The organism is Pectobacterium sp. PL64 (assembly GCF_022477975.1).
Taxonomy (GTDB): domain Bacteria; phylum Pseudomonadota; class Gammaproteobacteria; order Enterobacterales; family Enterobacteriaceae; genus Pectobacterium; species Pectobacterium jejuense.
On sequence record NZ_CP092070.1, the window covers coordinates 4,087,078 to 4,103,489 of the forward strand.

General features: G+C 48.2%; 15 protein-coding genes. 4 read left to right on the forward strand and 11 right to left on the reverse strand.

Annotation, left to right across the window (positions count from 1 at the left end):
- The first annotated feature begins 72 nt into the window (after positions 1 to 72).
- The gene (locus HP572_RS18385; RefSeq protein WP_240583966.1) at positions 73 to 1,791 is read left to right on the forward strand and encodes a sensor histidine kinase; all 1,719 of its coding nucleotides are present in this window, start codon (positions 73 to 75) and stop codon (positions 1,789 to 1,791) included.
- A gap of 72 nt (positions 1,792 to 1,863) precedes the next feature.
- On the opposite strand, the gene HP572_RS18390 is transcribed toward HP572_RS18385, so the two are convergent.
- From HP572_RS18390 to asd, 3 genes are all read right to left on the reverse strand, one after another.
- On the reverse strand, positions 1,864 to 3,132 hold the full coding sequence (locus tag HP572_RS18390) for a type II toxin-antitoxin system HipA family toxin (protein WP_240583967.1): 1,269 nt from the start codon (positions 3,130 to 3,132) through the stop codon (positions 1,864 to 1,866).
- Complete coding sequence (locus HP572_RS18395) at positions 3,122 to 3,442, reverse strand: helix-turn-helix domain-containing protein (RefSeq protein WP_205552169.1); 321 nt, start codon at positions 3,440 to 3,442, stop codon at positions 3,122 to 3,124. The genes HP572_RS18390 and HP572_RS18395 overlap by 11 nt, the downstream gene beginning before the upstream one ends.
- Positions 3,443 to 3,711: 269 nt before the next feature.
- Positions 3,712 to 4,815 (reverse strand): aspartate-semialdehyde dehydrogenase, encoded by a 1,104-nt coding sequence (gene asd / locus HP572_RS18400; protein ID WP_039277647.1) that lies wholly within the window; start codon positions 4,813 to 4,815, stop codon positions 3,712 to 3,714.
- Between the two features lie 297 nt (positions 4,816 to 5,112).
- Here asd and HP572_RS18405 point away from each other — a divergent pair, with 297 nt between their 5' ends.
- Positions 5,113 to 5,706 (forward strand): YhgN family NAAT transporter, encoded by a 594-nt coding sequence (locus HP572_RS18405; RefSeq protein WP_010277887.1) that lies wholly within the window; start codon positions 5,113 to 5,115, stop codon positions 5,704 to 5,706.
- A 375-nt stretch (positions 5,707 to 6,081) separates the two neighbouring features.
- Here HP572_RS18405 and HP572_RS18410 read toward each other — a convergent pair whose 3' ends face one another.
- On the reverse strand, positions 6,082 to 7,458 hold the full coding sequence (locus HP572_RS18410) for a GntP family permease (protein ID WP_010277889.1): 1,377 nt from the start codon (positions 7,456 to 7,458) through the stop codon (positions 6,082 to 6,084).
- A gap of 158 nt (positions 7,459 to 7,616) precedes the next feature.
- Here HP572_RS18410 and HP572_RS18415 point away from each other — a divergent pair, with 158 nt between their 5' ends.
- Complete coding sequence (locus tag HP572_RS18415; protein ID WP_205552173.1) at positions 7,617 to 8,129, forward strand: gluconokinase; 513 nt, start codon at positions 7,617 to 7,619, stop codon at positions 8,127 to 8,129.
- Between the two features lie 9 nt (positions 8,130 to 8,138).
- Here the strand turns inward: HP572_RS18415 and gntR are convergent, their stop codons facing one another.
- The 4 genes from gntR to HP572_RS18435 form a co-directional block, all read right to left on the reverse strand.
- Positions 8,139 to 9,134 carry a gluconate operon transcriptional repressor GntR gene (gntR, locus tag HP572_RS18420; protein WP_205552175.1) on the reverse strand — a complete coding sequence of 332 codons (996 nt, stop codon included), beginning with the start codon at positions 9,132 to 9,134 and terminating at the stop codon, positions 8,139 to 8,141.
- Between the two features lie 161 nt (positions 9,135 to 9,295).
- The gene (locus HP572_RS18425) at positions 9,296 to 9,991 is read right to left on the reverse strand and encodes a pirin family protein (RefSeq protein WP_240583968.1); all 696 of its coding nucleotides are present in this window, start codon (positions 9,989 to 9,991) and stop codon (positions 9,296 to 9,298) included.
- A gap of 349 nt (positions 9,992 to 10,340) precedes the next feature.
- On the reverse strand, positions 10,341 to 10,619 hold the full coding sequence (locus HP572_RS18430) for a DUF1471 domain-containing protein (protein ID WP_095700839.1): 279 nt from the start codon (positions 10,617 to 10,619) through the stop codon (positions 10,341 to 10,343).
- A gap of 185 nt (positions 10,620 to 10,804) precedes the next feature.
- Positions 10,805 to 11,731, reverse strand: a complete 927-nt coding sequence (locus HP572_RS18435; protein ID WP_240583969.1) for a LysR family transcriptional regulator — start codon at positions 11,729 to 11,731, stop codon at positions 10,805 to 10,807.
- Positions 11,732 to 11,829: 98 nt separating this feature from the next.
- Between HP572_RS18435 and HP572_RS18440 the strand changes: the two genes are divergently transcribed.
- On the forward strand, positions 11,830 to 12,615 hold the full coding sequence (locus HP572_RS18440; protein WP_240583970.1) for a pirin-like C-terminal cupin domain-containing protein: 786 nt from the start codon (positions 11,830 to 11,832) through the stop codon (positions 12,613 to 12,615).
- Between the two features lie 71 nt (positions 12,616 to 12,686).
- On the opposite strand, the gene HP572_RS18445 is transcribed toward HP572_RS18440, so the two are convergent.
- From HP572_RS18445 to HP572_RS18455, 3 genes are read right to left on the reverse strand one after another with little or no spacing between them, the layout of a single operon-like run.
- Positions 12,687 to 13,019, reverse strand: a complete 333-nt coding sequence (locus HP572_RS18445; RefSeq protein ID WP_240583971.1) for a DoxX family protein — start codon at positions 13,017 to 13,019, stop codon at positions 12,687 to 12,689.
- A 6-nt stretch (positions 13,020 to 13,025) separates the two neighbouring features.
- On the reverse strand, positions 13,026 to 14,579 hold the full coding sequence (locus HP572_RS18450) for an MFS transporter (protein WP_240583972.1): 1,554 nt from the start codon (positions 14,577 to 14,579) through the stop codon (positions 13,026 to 13,028).
- Entirely contained in the window at positions 14,572 to 15,717 is a 1,146-nt protein-coding gene (locus tag HP572_RS18455; protein WP_240583973.1) for an HlyD family efflux transporter periplasmic adaptor subunit, read from the reverse strand. The genes HP572_RS18450 and HP572_RS18455 overlap by 8 nt, the downstream gene beginning before the upstream one ends.
- Positions 15,718 to 16,412 lie beyond the last annotated feature (695 nt).

A 16,412-nucleotide genomic window follows, 5' to 3' on the forward strand; every position in this document is an offset into this window, starting at 1 on the left:
CGTCCGCGAGCAAAAAGCAGTACAATTTGGCGATTATGTATGTTGCAAATTGTGCGTGAAGAGACCCCGCCCATGGTTAGCCAGGTTGATCTGATTCTTTCCCTTTTACAGCAGATGTGCGTTTATCTGGTTATCGCCTATCTGCTCAGTAAAACACCGCTTTTTATCCCGCTGATGCAGGTCACCATCCGCCTGCCGCACAAGCTGGTCTGCTATCTAGTTTTTTCCGTGTTTTGCATTATGGGAACCTATTTCGGCCTGCATATAGACGATTCTATTGCCAATACCCGCGCGACGGGCGCCGTGCTCGGCGGCATGCTGGGCGGCCCTTCCGTCGGCTTTCTCGTCGGATTAACGGGCGGATTACACCGCTATTCGATGGGCGGCATGACCGCGCTGGCCTGTATGCTGTCGACGATTGCCGAAGGCCTGCTCGGCGGGCTGTTACACCGCTATCTGGCACGCCGCAACCGCATCGACCTGCTGTTTCAACCCCTCGCCGTCGGCCTGACCGCGCTGGTTGCGGAGATACTGCAAATGGCGATTATCCTGCTGGTCGCCCGTCCGTTTGATAATGCCGTTGAATTGGTTCGAGATATCGCCTTACCGATGATGATCACCAACACCATCGGTGCCGCCATGTTCATGCGCATCCTGCTCGACAGACGCGCCATTTTTGAAAAATACACCTCCGCGTTTTCCGCCAAGGCGCTGCAAATCGCCGCCCGCGCTGAAGGGGCGCTGCGTCAGGGGTTTAACCCACAAAACAGTATGCGCGTCGCCCGTATTTTGTATGAAGAGTTAGGCGTGGGTGCTGTAGCCATTACCGATCGTGACAAACTGCTAGCCTTCATCGGACTGGGCGACGACCACCACAATGTCGGGGCACCTATCACGTCATCACACACCCGTCGGGCGATAGACAACAATCAGGTGGTGTACGCCGACGGCAACGAGGTGTCTTATACCTGTTCAGTTTCATCACACTGCAAACTCGGCTCCACGCTGGTGATCCCGCTGCGTGGCGAAGATCAGCGCGTTGTCGGCACGATCAAGCTTTATGAGCCCAAGAATAAGCTATTTTCCAGCATTAACCGTACGCTCGGGGAAGGGATCGCGCACCTGCTTTCCGCACAGATTCTGACGGGCCGTTTTGAACAGCAGAAACAGCTGCTGGCCCAGTCGGAAATCAAGCTGCTACACGCGCAGGTCAACCCGCATTTCCTGTTTAACGCGCTCAATACGCTGTCCGCCGTGATACGACGCAATCCTGACCACGCTCGCCAGTTAGTGCTGTCTCTATCGACGTTTTTCCGTAAAAACCTCAAGCGCAGCAACGATGAAGTGTCGCTTAATGACGAGCTGGAGCACGTTAACGCCTATCTCGAAATCGAAAAGGCGCGCTTTGCCGATCACCTGACCGTAGACATTTCGCTGCCGGAAGAGCTGCGTGAGGCGCGGTTACCCGCGTTTTCCCTGCAACCCATCGTCGAAAACGCGATTAAGCACGGCATCTCACAGATGATTGAAAGCGGGCACATCCATATCAGCGGACGCCTGCACGCCAACACGCTGGAACTGTCCGTAGAAGATAACGCTGGCACCTATCAGCCCCGCAGCGGTGGCGATGGGCTAGGTATGAATCTGGTCGACCGTCGCATCAAAGCACGCTACGGCAACCGCTATGGCATCACGGTAGTCAGCGAAGCGGATAAATTCACTCGGGTCGAAGTGCGCGTCCCACTGATCTCACCCCGTCAGGCATTGAAACAGTTGGATAGCGTGGCGTGATGGGGACATAAAGGCGTTGCGGATTGGATGTTGCAGATTAAACACAGCATGAATCTGCAACAAGCCATAACGTCAACGTTTCTGCAAGCAACGAATATTGTCGTTGATACGATCCTGAATAGTACGGAGCGTATCCTGCGTGATGCATCCAGGGAAGCTATCTGCAGCTCTCTTCGCGAAACTGGCGGCGACCTCGCCGTATTTCTCTATGATGAGATCCACCTGTGAGGATGTCAGGTCAGCTTCCTGCACACCGAGTTTATGGAGCGATTTCCGAGAGATTTCTAACGCTTCTCCCATCACGTCCATTTGATGATATCCTCCCGGACCTTCGCAGTAGGTGACATCATAGGCTGGTGCTAGTTGCCACTGACCGGTCGATGACATGATATAAGCGAAATTCTTCGGATGATCGTCCCGGTTATTGAAAATAACGTTAAAGACAACCCGTTCAAAAGCCAGCTCTTTTTCCCTTACATCATTGGTGCATAGCTGAGTTGCGCGCAGAAAATTCGTGTAGTCCAACGAGCCAGGACTCTGGTAGTTTGCCCCAGTGAAAGCAGCCAGACTTTGCATCGGGATACGTAAGCCATTTTGTCGGTCAAATCGCCTGCTGGCAAACGCCGCCTGTCCGTTGGGCAACTCAAAATATTCTGTGTCTGGCGTGTGGATATGACATTCTCGCAGGCATTGCGCATAGACCGCTTCGATAGCACAAACTTCCGGATGTTCCTGTCTTGCCGGAAACTTAAACAGCCAGGCCTCCAGATCCGATGCAGCAGATGTCGTAAATGTTTTGGCTCCTGGGTCACGATACAACAGCGCTTTGGGCCTCGCTCCTTGAGGCGATCCCCCCATCTGCAATAGCCTTTGCAGGAACGCCCCGCCTTCCCCCTCTAGCACTTCCTGAACTTCTGCAGACAGCTGAGCAAGCGGAATATCCTCAACCACCGCAGCAGCTTCAGGCTGGGAAGGGTCGAACGACATCGCTCCCATCGCATTACTGCCGATATAGGTCAGCCGTTCCAAAGGACCGATACGCGCAGCATTGAGGCCACGGAGCCTGAACAGACGATCCATCAGTAACATGCCCCAACCGTCAGGAAGCGAATCATAGACAGGTCCCGGCAAACCCAGTTGATGTGAGGGAAAGTCTCGGGATAGCTTTGGTCCTTTCAGGGGCAATCTTAAGGACGACAACTCTAGCCCACGACGCATGGCCTCCTCACTGTACTCAAACATAATCAGTGGGCGACCAGTCAGCGCGGTAGAAGAGACCAGCGTTCCCCATTGCCAGCGCTCCCCCCATCCCTCGTAGTACACGTCAACTTTACTCACCATCGTTAGAACTCCTTTTTATACGTTGGCGGGTGGCGTTTTTTTCGTAGCGAAGCAAGTCATCAAGGCTGTCTATTTTTGGCATAAACAGAGTCGCTAGCTCATTGCCTCGTCCAAGAACCATCGCCACTCTGACCACATTCTCAAACCCGACATTACGTCCAGACTCCAGATTGGACACGGTGTTGACGCCAACGCCTGACCGAGCAGCCACGTCTGACTGGGTCATCTGCTGTGATAACCGCTCCTTACGCAGTCGCTCACAGAGCAGTTTGACGATCTCGTCAGATTTACTCATGGATAAATCTATCATATTGTGAGTTATCCCGTATAAACGCACTTAACACCCAATATTATAGATTTATTTACTGTCATTCGACAGCAATGTGGCGTTAATTTCAGCAATAAACGCGATACGGCAATCCCTCAAAACCAAGCTCTGATAGAGATAAAATAAGCGAGTAAAAATTGCCGAAGACGCGACGAATAGAAGGGAGCCAATCTTAGAAATGTGGCGCAACACCAACCGATGTTGCGCCAGAAAAGCACGAGAACTATAGCAATATAACTACATCAAGATAACTACAGCAGGATGCGCAGCATACGGCGCAGCGGTTCAGCGGCTCCCCACAGCAGCTGATCGCCGACCGTGAAGGCGGACAGGTATTCCGGCCCCATGTTCAGCTTACGCAGACGACCCACCGGCGTGGAGAGCGTGCCCGTTACCGCAGCAGGCGTCAGTTCACGCATGGTGATATCGCGATCGTTCGGCACCACTTTCACCCAGTCGTTGTGGGTTGCCAGCAGTTGCTCGATTTCCGGCAGCGCCACGTCTTTCTTCAGTTTGATGGTGAACGCCTGGCTGTGGCAGCGCAGTGCGCCGACGCGTACACAAAGACCGTCAACAGGAATGACGCTGCTGGTGCTAAGAATCTTGTTGGTTTCCGCCTGACCTTTCCACTCTTCACGGCTCTGGCCGTTATCCAGCTGTTTGTCGATCCACGGAATCAGGCTACCTGCCAATGGCACACCGAAGTTATCGGTCGGCAGCGAACCGCTACGGGTCAGCGCTGTCACTTTACGTTCGATATCCAGAATCGCAGAGGCCGGATCCTGTAGCTCTTTCGCCACTTCACCGTGCAACGAACCCATCTGGGCCAGCAGTTCACGCATGTGACGCGCACCGCCGCCAGAAGCTGCCTGATACGTCGCGGCAGAAACCCACTCCACCAGATTGTTCGCAAACAGACCGCCCAATGACATCAGCATCAGGCTGACGGTGCAGTTGCCGCCGGCAAAGGTTTTGATGCCTTTATCCAGACCCTGTTGAATCACACCGTGGTTAACCGGATCCAGAATAATAATCGCGTCATCTTTCATACGCAGCGAGGATGCGGCATCGATCCAATAACCCTGCCAGCCACTTTCACGCAGCTTTGGGTAAACTTCATTGGTATAATCGCCGCCCTGACAGGTAATGATGATGTCCAGCGCGCGCAGTGCATCGATATTATAAGCATCCTGCAACACGCCTTTATGACCACCCAACGCCGGGGCAGGTTCGCCGTGCTGAGAAGTCGAAAAGAATACCGGGTGAATCACATCAAAGTCGCGTTCTTCCACCATGCGCTGCATGAGAACCGAGCCGACCATACCGCGCCAGCCAATAAAACCAACATTTTTCATGGTAACTGTCCTGCTTTGGGGGTAACAAAAAGAATTCTGGCTAACGTCGATAGCGCTCAGTGATTGCTGACTCGGTGATCTTCCGCAGAGGTCGCGCGCGTCGTGTCGTAAACCTGTAAATAATCGTGTCATTCAACCTTACAAAATGTACATAAAGTCGCAAGTGAATTTATTCGATAGTACGCCCTTTTTCAGCAGTCATTCTAATATCATCAACCTGACGCAGGATAATCACGTTGGTCAGCCCGTAAAGATGGCCCAGGTCAGGAAACAAGGTTTCGGGAGTAAAAAACCAAAATGACAGAAATGATCTCCGCAACAGTGCTGCTGTTGCTCATTATGGATCCACTCGGCAATCTGCCGATTTTCATGTCCGTACTCAAACACCTCGACCCCAAACGCCGACGTGTGGTGTTGATCCGTGAGATGCTGATCGCACTCGGACTGATGCTGATTTTCCTGTTCGCCGGTGAACACATTCTGGCGTTCCTGAATCTGCGCACCGAAACTGTGTCGATCTCCGGCGGTATCGTGCTGTTCCTTATCGCGATTCGTATGATTTTTCCTTCGCAGGAAGGCAACAGCAGCGGCCTGCCTGCCGGAGAGGAACCGTTTCTGGTGCCCATGGCGATTCCACTGGTAGCGGGGCCATCGATCCTCGCCGCGCTGATGCTGCTGTCTCACCAGTACCCCAATCAGCTACCCCACCTGACGCTGGCGCTGTTTATCGCCTGGACGATTTCGTTCATCATCCTGCTGATGTCAGATGTGTTCTTGCGTTTGCTGGGTGAGAAAGGCGTGAGTGCGCTGGAGAAATTGATGGGCCTGATTCTGGTGATGCTATCGACGCAGATGTTCCTCGACGGCGTGCGTGCTTACATGAAGTTATAGCCGCTCCGGTGCCCCTTGTATCTTATACATAAATGCGCAAATTATTATGGGGTTGACGTTATCTGGCGTGAAAATTATGCAGCGGTGGGCATGACCACCGAGTGAGCGGCAGGGACGCCGCGAAAGACTGTGCCGCGCCGGGAGCGCGTCACAGTCGGCTCGAAAAGTGGTCATGAACGCCGATGGCACCGCTAGCGGCATAATTTAGCCAAAAGCCAGGGGGTCATGGGGCGAGCGGCGTTTGAGCCGCCCCATGTCGGGCGCGTGCTACGAAGTAGCATGAAAATAACGACATTATCGCGCACGAAACTGTCTCTTAATCGGCATAAAAAATGTGACTAAAAGCCCCTTCCATAAGGAGGGGGATTAAACACATCAGAGGAAAATACTCCCCACTAACGCAATCAGGAACGCGATACTGCCGAGCAGCGTTTCCATCACCGTCCAGGTTTTCAGGGTCGTTTTCTCATCCATTTCGAGGAAACGGCCAACCAGCCAGAAGCCTGAGTCGTTCACATGCGACAGCACGGTCGCCCCGCCCGCAATCGCTACCACGATAAAGCAGAGATCGAACTGGCTGAGGCCAGGGGTCGCCGCTACCGCCGGCGCCATCAGCGCCGCCGTGGTCGTCAGTGCTACGGTTGCAGAACCCTGCGCCACACGCAGTGCAGCAGACACCACAAACGCCGCCACAATCACCGGCATACCGGTATCCGCCAGCGCGCCAGACAGCGCATCGCCGATGCCGCTGGAACGCAGAACGCCACCGAACATCCCGCCCGCACCGGTGACCAGAATAATCGAACAAACCGGCCCCAGCGCGCCTTCACAGATCTTCTCAAGGTGTCGACGGCTATGCTGGCCGCTGAACATAATCATGGCGAACAAGACCGTAATCAGCAGCGCAATCGGCGTTTTCCCTAACATACGCAGGAACTGCACCAGACCGCTATCACCGCTGATAACGCCCATTACTGTCAGGGTATTCAACCCGGTATCGAGGAAAATCAGGATCAGAGGCAGCAACAGCACCCACATCACCACGCCAAACGCCGGCGGCGTATGCTTCTCATCCGCTTTGACTTCGGTCAGGAAGGTAGACGGCAACGGCAAATGGAATTTCTTACCTGCCCACAGGCCGAACAGATAACCGCCCAGATACCAGGTAGGGTAAGCAATCACGGCACCAACCAGTACCAGCAGGCCAATGTTGGCACCCAGCAGTTCACTGGCCGCAACCGGACCGGGATGCGGCGGCAGCAAGGCGTGCATAACAGCAAACGCGCCCGCAGCAGGGAATGCATAGGTCAGCGTTGAGCCGCCAAAACGTTTCGCCACGCTGAAAATAATTGGCAGCATCACGATCAGCCCAGCATCGAAAAAGATCGGGAAGCCGAACAGCAGAGAGGCAAGACCCAGCGCGAAAGGAGCACGTTTCTCACCAAATTTATTGATTAGCGTATCCGCCAGCACATTTGCGCCACCAGTCACTTCCAGCAGGCGACCAATCATTGCCCCCAGACCAACCAGCAAGGCAACAGATGCCAACGTACTGCCGAAACCGCTGAGCAGCGTAGGAACGAGTTTCTCAAAAGGGGTTTTCGTCGCTAGCGCCGTGATCAGGCTCACCAACGTCAACGCCAAAAACGCGTGGACGCGGAAGCGCATAATCAGCACCAGTAACAGTGCGACTGCACCAGCGGCAATGGTCAACAACACACTGGCGCTATAGGCGGAGGTGATTTCTGTCATCGTTAATAATCTCTTTAGGGCACTCGGTCTGGGTTGGCTAATTGTTTGTGAGATGCATCACATCATCATTTGATACCGGTAACATGATACGGGTAACATGTTAAAATCAGGAACTATCAAACACCATTTAATTTACATTTTGAGATAGAGATCAAATTATGTCAGGTCGAAGCATTATTCTGATGGGCGTATCAGGCAGTGGAAAATCCTCAGTTGGCGCTGAACTTGGCCGCGCCATTCAGGCAAAATTTATTGACGGCGACGATCTGCATCCGCGCGCGAATATCCAGAAAATGGCCAGCGGTACGCCGTTGAATGACGACGATCGCGCACCGTGGCTGGAGCGACTCAGCGATGTTGCCTACAGCCTGGCGCACAAAAACGAGACCGGCATCATCGTCTGTTCCGCGCTGAAAAAGCGTTATCGCGACCGCCTGCGCGAAGGCAACGAAAAGATGGTGTTTATCTATTTGAAAGGCAGCTTTGAGCTGGTTCTGGAGCGTCATAAAGCCAGAGCAGGCCACTTCATGCCGACAGACCTACTGAAAAGCCAGTTCGATGCGCTGGAAGAACCAGGTAGCGATGAGCCGGATGTCCTGAAAGTCGATATTGACGGCACCCGGGAAGAGGTCGTGCAGCGCTGCGTTGACGCACTACGCGCGGTAGGCTAACACAGCGGCTTAGAGGCTTTCGCCGTCCAGCACGGTAAAGCCGACATCGACTCTATCCTGCGTAACTGGCTCGCCACGCAGACGAGCCAGCAGTTGTTCGGTGCCGACGCGTCCCATGTGTTCACGCGGTGTCAGTACGCTAGCCAGCTTCGGCACCATCGCCTGACCAATGTCGTGCCCGTGGAAACCGGCTACGCCAATGTCATCCGGCACGCGCAGCCCCTGCCGCTGACATTCGAACATCGCACCGACGGCTAAGTCGTCATTGGTACAAAATACGCTATCGACCTGTGGGTACTCCGCCTGCGTCTGCCGCAGCAGTTCGCCACCGAGCGAATAGGAAGACGCCCGCTCGCTCATCACGCAATAGCTCTTGAGCCCACTTTCCCACATCGCTTGCTCGTAGCCCTGGCTGCGCATAATCGTACGCTCATCCTGACGCGCGCCGAGATAGACGATATGACGATGCCCCAGCGCGACCATACGCAACGTCATCTGCCGGGCAGCTTCAACGTTATCAAAGCCGACGGCCATATCCAGACAGGGAGAGACGGAATCCATCAGCTCGACGACCGGAATACCAGCAACGTCCAGCATCTGGCGCGTTCGCGGCGTGTGGGTACGTTCAGCCAGAATAAGCCCATCAATGTGATACGACAGCAGTGAGGTCAGACGCTGTTCTTCTCTGTCAGGATGATAGCCATAGTGCGCCAGCATGGTCTGGTAGCCGTGCGCTTCCGCCGTGCGTTCAATCCCGCGCAAGACTTCGGCGAAAACCTGATTGGTTAATGACGGCAGCAGCACGCCAATCGCCCGGCTGGTGGAGCTGGCGAGCATATTCGGCGCGAGGTTGGGGATATAGCCCAGCTCATCCAATGCAATAGCGATCTTTTCCTGCAACGCGGCGGATACCTGAGCGGGATTACGCAAATAACGGCTTACCGTCATTTTGGTAATTCCAACGCGGTCAGCAACGTCCTGGAGAACGGGTCTTTTTTTCTTCATCGTCGACTAAAATGCCTGAAAAACAGTAATCTAAGTCTATCAAAAAAAGCATAAAGAAAGTAAAGGCAAAGGGGCAGAATCTGAATGATGACGTCAGGCCGCGATAAATAAAAAGCCCGCGTCCTTTCCTACGCGGGCTTCTTCACTTTTCTCACTCGCCGTTATACTGGCGGCAGATCAAACAGCAGGATTTCGCTGTCCTCGCTGGCGTGCACGGAGATCGCCGTTTCGTCCCACACTGCAAACGCATCGCTGGCTTCAGCTTTCTGGCCGTTAATCTCTACCGTACCGCGCACTACCTGAACCCAGACGCGGCGGTCAGCCTGAATCTGGTACACCGATTGCTCCTGCGCTTTCAGCGCCCAGCGCCACAGCGTCATGTCCTGAAAGACTTTCAGCGAGCCTTCACGCGCATCTGGAGACAGCACCAGTTGACGCCCCTGCTGCACATCAAAGCGCTTCTGCTCGTAGCGCGGCGCCAGCCCAGTTTTTTCCGGGATAATCCAGATTTGATACAGGTGCAGCTGTTCGTCTTTGCTGGCATTGTATTCAGAGTGGCGAATGCCCGTGCCCGCACTCATAATCTGGAACTCGCCCGCTGGCACCTGCTCTTTATTTCCCATGCTGTCCTGATGTTCAACCGCACCGGACAATACATAGGTCAGAATTTCCATATCTTTATGCGGATGCGTGCCAAAGCCCTGACCGCCTTCAATAAAATCCTCATTAATGACGCGCAGTGCCGAAAATCCCATGAAATCAGGATCGTAATAATCGGCAAATGAGAACGTGTGCCAGCTGTCGAGCCAGCCGTGATTCGCATGTCCGCGATCTTGCGCTTGACGTAAATAGATCATGTTATTTCCTCCCGCGTTTTTGATAAGGAAAGTGTAACGGGCGGCGGCAAATAAGATAGCGCAAAAAACTCACCGCTCTGTTCGAAAAATCAGAACAGGATGGCGTATGCAGGTTGCTCAACTGGTAATTTTGAATTTTTTCTTTGCCACGGGATACCAGAGTATCGTCAGGAATGCGGTGTGCTTGGTTCAGCTTGCTGACCAAAATTTCGATTTATTCAACAAAGCCACAGAATCTAAAAATATTAAATTTAAACACAGAGAGATATTAATTAAAAATGAGATAGTACCTGAGGGTAGGTAGAGGGATTTAAAATATAAATATGGCCCTCAGGCATTAATTTATATGTTACTTATAAACAATCGCTGTTGCCACTAGTGTTTGACCTTGCTCACGAACGGACACGACTTCGTAATAACTCCCACCCTTGGCATCCGCTTTCTCAGAAAAAACATTATTGCGGACATCACTTGGCGATTTTATATCCTCACCGACTCGTGAGCCGACTGAAATGGTCTCAATTTTCACAAGATTTAGTTTTGCTACTTCTTCATGCGTCACTAACTCTGCAGCAAAAGACATAGATGAAACAAACGTCAAGCCAACTAAAGCCAAAGATCTCAACATAATTATTCCTTACTTTAAAACAGTATAAATACACTTTGAATTAAAAAAAGCCGGCTCTGGCGCCGGCAATCAATAATACCAAACGAGAAAGTAACTTTTCCTTCGTAACACTACGTTACGGAGTAAAATTTATAATAGCTAACGCATTAGATCAATAATCACAAATAGAAGGCTACATCTCAAATTTAGGATGAACCATAATGTGCGTTTTTCATATTAGTTGGTAGGTGAGTCAGAAGGTATTCTAGAAATGCGCGTACAGCAGGATTCATATGTTTTCTGCTGGGATATACAGCATGAATAATATGGTCAAATATAGTCCACTCATTTAGAATCTGTACGAGATTGCCTTCACGAACAGAAGGAAATGCTATCGATTCGGGGATTAGGCCTACACCAATGCCATGAAGGACGGCTTCAAGCTGAACTCTTGGATTTAAGCAATAAAGTACGGGCCGATGTTTAATAATGACAGCCGTACCTTCTGTATTAACGAGTTTCCATTTTTGCTCACCTTCGTAACGATCCAGCACGGAACTGATAGTGGGCATCATTCCTAAATCATCAGGTGACTCAGGAAGAGTATAATGATTTAAAAAACCAGGACTGGCGACAAGAATAAGCCTCGATGTTGCCAATGTTCTGGCAATTAATCCAGGTTCGTCATCCAGGCTAGCCTTAGCTCTTAGCGCAAAATCGAACATTTCTTCGATAATCTGTACATGCCGGTCTGTTGCATCAATGATAACATTGACTTTCGGATACCTGGCCATAAAACCAGGTAATATAGGAGCAAGGTTATACTGTGCCAGAACGGTAGGACAACTTACCTTGATGGTTCCACTTGGCTCGGCAATGAGCTCGCTTACAGATTCATAGGCTAACTGGCCATCCTTAACCATCTGCGCGGCATGCTCAAACAGAACCTTACCTGCACTGGTTAGACTGAAACTACGGCTGTTTCTCTGAATTAGCCTGACATTTGTCCTTTCTTCGAGTTTAGCAATGCGCCGGCTTAGTAAGGATTTTGTCACCCCAGAAACTCTTTCTGCAGCAGTGAAGCCACCATGTTCAGCTATCAAGTAAAAAAAATAAAGGTCGTTAAAATCCATATGCTGTCCTAAAAATAATACCCTGCATCTCAATTTACACTATTTAGAATAATAAGCTGGGATATATAATTATTCTACAATTACCCATGGCTTATTTTATGATAAAAGATATCGTATCCATAACTCATATTGAAAACCAACGCCACAGCGCTCATTATGAGACTGCCTTAATAGACCTGAAGAACGATGCATGCGACCTTAATCCATTGATAAAATTCGAAGAATTTATCATTTCCGGTCCAGTTTTTCAGCCCTCACCACATGCTGGCGTTCTCCGCCTTACTTTACTGTTGCCAGATTCAACGGGTTCACTGTCTATCTGTGTCGGTGAGGACACCCAGTTGTTAACACCAGGAGAATTATTTTGCATGAATTCAGGATCTGGCGTTGTTTATGAGGAGAGAGTAAGTTCTGTAAATTGCTATGTCCATGGAATTTCTATCCTGCTTAACACACATTCAACATTAAAAAAAATGTCTTACAGGACTGAAAAATTTCAATGCCATCCTAAAAGTAACAATGAGACATTATGTATTGATGGTCAAAAAAATGGCCTCGGTGAATTCAGACTAGACATTTTCACATTAACAGAAATAAAAAAATTCGGCATCGAGAGTAACGAACGAATTTTCATTTACGTTCTGTCAGGAGAAATAATCACTGAGTTTTATGGAAAGAACAATCGACTGAGTGAAAAATATTTCATCGCATTATCTCACTCCAGTAAGAGTTATTTTAAAATTGACACAAAAAAACGTGCACAAGTGCTTATTCTCAGAGCAAAAGAAATAAATGAAAAATCTATCCTCTTAGGTTATTTAGCCATGAACTCCCAGGAACAAATCAATTCTATTCTTGAAAAATACAGGAATGGAAATATGTAATTAAAACATATAGAATTTTATTTATTTTATAAAACATAGGGAGACATAAGGCATAACAAAAAACCATTATATTATTGTAATGACAGAGATATCATGATAACAAGCAACACAACGGCAGGAAGGCATGTTTTTGCATACTCTCTATTATATGCGATAATAAGAACCGCGAAAATCATAATTAATGCAGCAAAAATCAGGTTTTGAGAAACCCAAACATTCATAATTAATAAAATTGCGATGACCAGTTCACAAAGCCCTACTCCTATCCTAATCCATGAATTTAATCCCCATCGGGAAAATTCATCTCTGACAGACTGAATTCCAATCGTATTCAATATACCTCCAACTAAAAACACAAGAATAACGATCCATTTCGACACAATTTCAGGGTTATAAATAATCATTTTTTCCTACTTCATAATATTCTGCTTAATCATGATAAGCATTCCCGCGATGCCCGTAACCGTAATGATTGTAAAATAATCCATACCAGCAAGTATTGTTGCCTGCTGTTTTACTGCTTGGGCTATCCATGAAAATGCAATTGATTGTGATTTACTGAGCGAAAAATGATGTTGATATAAATTCGTAATACGGAACAGGACATCCTGATAGAGTGGATTATCCTTCTTTATATCGGTGTTGAGAACAGCATAATGAATTGTCGTTCTCCACTGCATCATCAGTGTGGCAAAGGTTATACCCAAAGCCATAAAGAACTGAGCTATCATATTTTTAACTTGCTGTGCATGTGAGAAAACCGTTTCATCATGTTGTACTTCTCTGAAAGTATGCATAGCCGTTGTCGCCATAACTAGCATGATGAAAATGCCATTGCACAGTAGTGCCGGCAAGATATCCGTAATAAGGTTTGCTGTCGGTGTTAATCCCCTCATCATCCATCCATAGACAGCCAACGCCAGAAATCCGATGACAAAGAATTTTTTAGATGAAGGCCTCTTTGGCATTAGCCAACTCATAACAAACCAGGCAATCAATGCTGAAGACAATCCTATTGCATGCCATTTTCCAATCGTTATCCAGGAGAAACCGAGCCCAGCCTGTAATATCTGTGGAATGATATAATTGTTAGCACCCAACACCAGGTAGCAGAGTGAAAAAACACCAACTCCAGCGATATATTTTTTATTACTAAAAAGTAACCTGACCATTAAAAGCGGTTTTCCATTATATTTAGACATGCTTCTAAAAAAATAAAAAAGTGCTGTAAACCCTGTACAAAGAATTGTTATTAATATAATTGAATCACTAAAGAAATTATAATTAGATCGTTGAAAAACCCACAAAATGCTGAACGTCCCCCCAGCTAACCACATCAAGAGGAATGGATGGGTATCGCTTTTCATCTTGTCTGGTGGAGATGAATCAGGTAAACAGAATGACGATGTAATAAACGTTAAAATTGCGACTGCAATCAGTATGTAAAATATGGCACCCCATGTATCCTCGCTCACTGACAGTGATGCAAGCCAGGGTGATAAAGCAGTACCAACAGCTAAGCCAGTTGCAAAGTATTTAATACCGCTAAAACGTAATGGGCTGGGAGGTAATAAATTCACAAGCACTCTGGCCCCCGTCATAAAAGAGGCTCCACCTATTGCCATTATAACTCGTCCCGTCATGAAAGCATGGTATGTACTACTCTCAGCACAGAATAGGGCTCCAGTGATAAAAACAATCAGTGAAGACCATATATAGAGACGCCATCCGGTTCTTTCAACGATCCATCGTTGTTTTGAGATCATCATAATCGCCACACAGGCATAGGTGGCTGTAATAAAGCTGTACTCTTCCGGTGACGTACCGGTTTCGCCCATGATTGGCGAAGCCGCAAATGCGATCATTCCAGCCTGGAGAAACTCCAAGGTTGTCAGCAAAAATATAGTAACCAACAGCACTTTTTGCCTTACTGGATGGGTGACAAACCAACTTTCATTATTCATTTTCTTTCACAATTTTTTTAATTAACTCATCAATTTTTACATCTTCATTGTTATATACATCAGTCTTCCATTTCTGAGTCTTCACGTTATAAGGTCGAATTTCCCCAGTCCCGACACTGCTGGTGTCTACTTTTACTTTCATTGATAGACCAGGGCGCAGAGGATATTGGCTTAACAGGTTTTTATCTAACTCAATTCTGACAGGAATGCGTTGCACGACTTTAATCCAGTTACCTGTAGCATTCTGGGCAGGCAGCAATGAAAAAGCACTGCCAGTACCTGGCTCGATCCCCAGAATTTTTCCTTTATATTGAACGCCCCTTCCGTATACATCAGACGTAAGCGTGACATTCTGGCCTACTTTGATATTTCCGAGTTGTGTTTCTTTGAAGTTGGCTGTAACCCAGATTGAATCCAGAGGGATAATTGACATCAAGGTACTTCCAGATGAAATATGCTGTCCAACCTGAATACTACGCTGAGCAATAACACCACTGACGGGTACAATGACATTCGTTCTGTTCCAGTCGAGCCAGGCTTGTCGAAAAACAGCTTCGGCGGCCAGCACATCAGGGTGAGAATCCGGTGTGGTATTGGATGTATATACCAGTGCTGCATTATATTGGCTTTCTGCAACTTTAACTGCTGCTTTTGCCGCATTAACAGCGTCGCTAGCATGGTTCATGTCTTCGACAGAAATAGCCATACTTTTACTTAGACCTGAACGACGGCGATAATCCGCAGTAGCCTTGTTATAGTCAGCTTTTTTCACTTCGATAGCTGCGGCAAGTTGCTGCAAATTGGAAAACTGATTTCGGACAGCTCGTACTGTGCTGGCGAGCTGAGCTTTGGCTTTATCAAGTTGAACTTTGGTGTCAATTGGGTTTATTGCAACGACTACATCACCCTGCTTAACATAATCCGTATTGTCAGCTTTGATATCGGTGATAGTGCCTCCCACCTGGCTAGTAACCTGAACAAGATTACCCTCCACGTAGGCATCCTCTGTTGTTGCTGTATGACTACCCACATAGGTCCATAAAAAAAATGTGACCAGGCAAATAGTGAGGGCCGCAGGTAAAATGAATAAAGCCGTTTTTTTTCCTGACTTTTTATTTTCGCTTCTTTCGTCTTGCATGTAATTAATCCTGATAATAACTTCGCAGGATATTATTCTTCGTAAAATGCATTATCAAGATCCACATATAAGACAAAAAATCTCAAATATGAGACAATGGTAAAAATTAAATTTAGCAGCACATTCACACTGATGGATAATATAATAATCACACTTAACCCCAACACAACAGGGAATAATGAAGCGCTAACACTTCATGTTTTCAAAAAATGAAACTTATCATAATAAAATAAACAACTTATCGAATATATTTATTATTAAATCCCGACACGAAATTAATTTTATTTTTCATAGTCGCGCTACAACACAGGAAAAATAAAATCCATCGGCGTAAATTGGAAATTGCGGGGATCTTGAGGGACTTGAAAGGGTTTATCTCGCCTTAAATTTGGTGTGAGATTTAGCTACCTATACGCTATTACTGCCGTTTTCTACCTTTTCACGCTAATTTCCGACAGGCAAAAAAAAAGCCAGCACCCGAGCTGGCTAAATAATACTGGAAGCAATGTGAGCAATGTCGTGCCTTCACAGGGAAGCCGGATCGTCATGAACACCATCGGTAATTAACACAGGCGCATGACATCGTTCCCCGGAACGCACAGCAATAATAATCATTATCATTCGCACTTGTAAAGTGCTTTTTGCGATAAATTCTTATTCTCAATACGGACTGAGGAACAGCCCGTTTTGCTCCC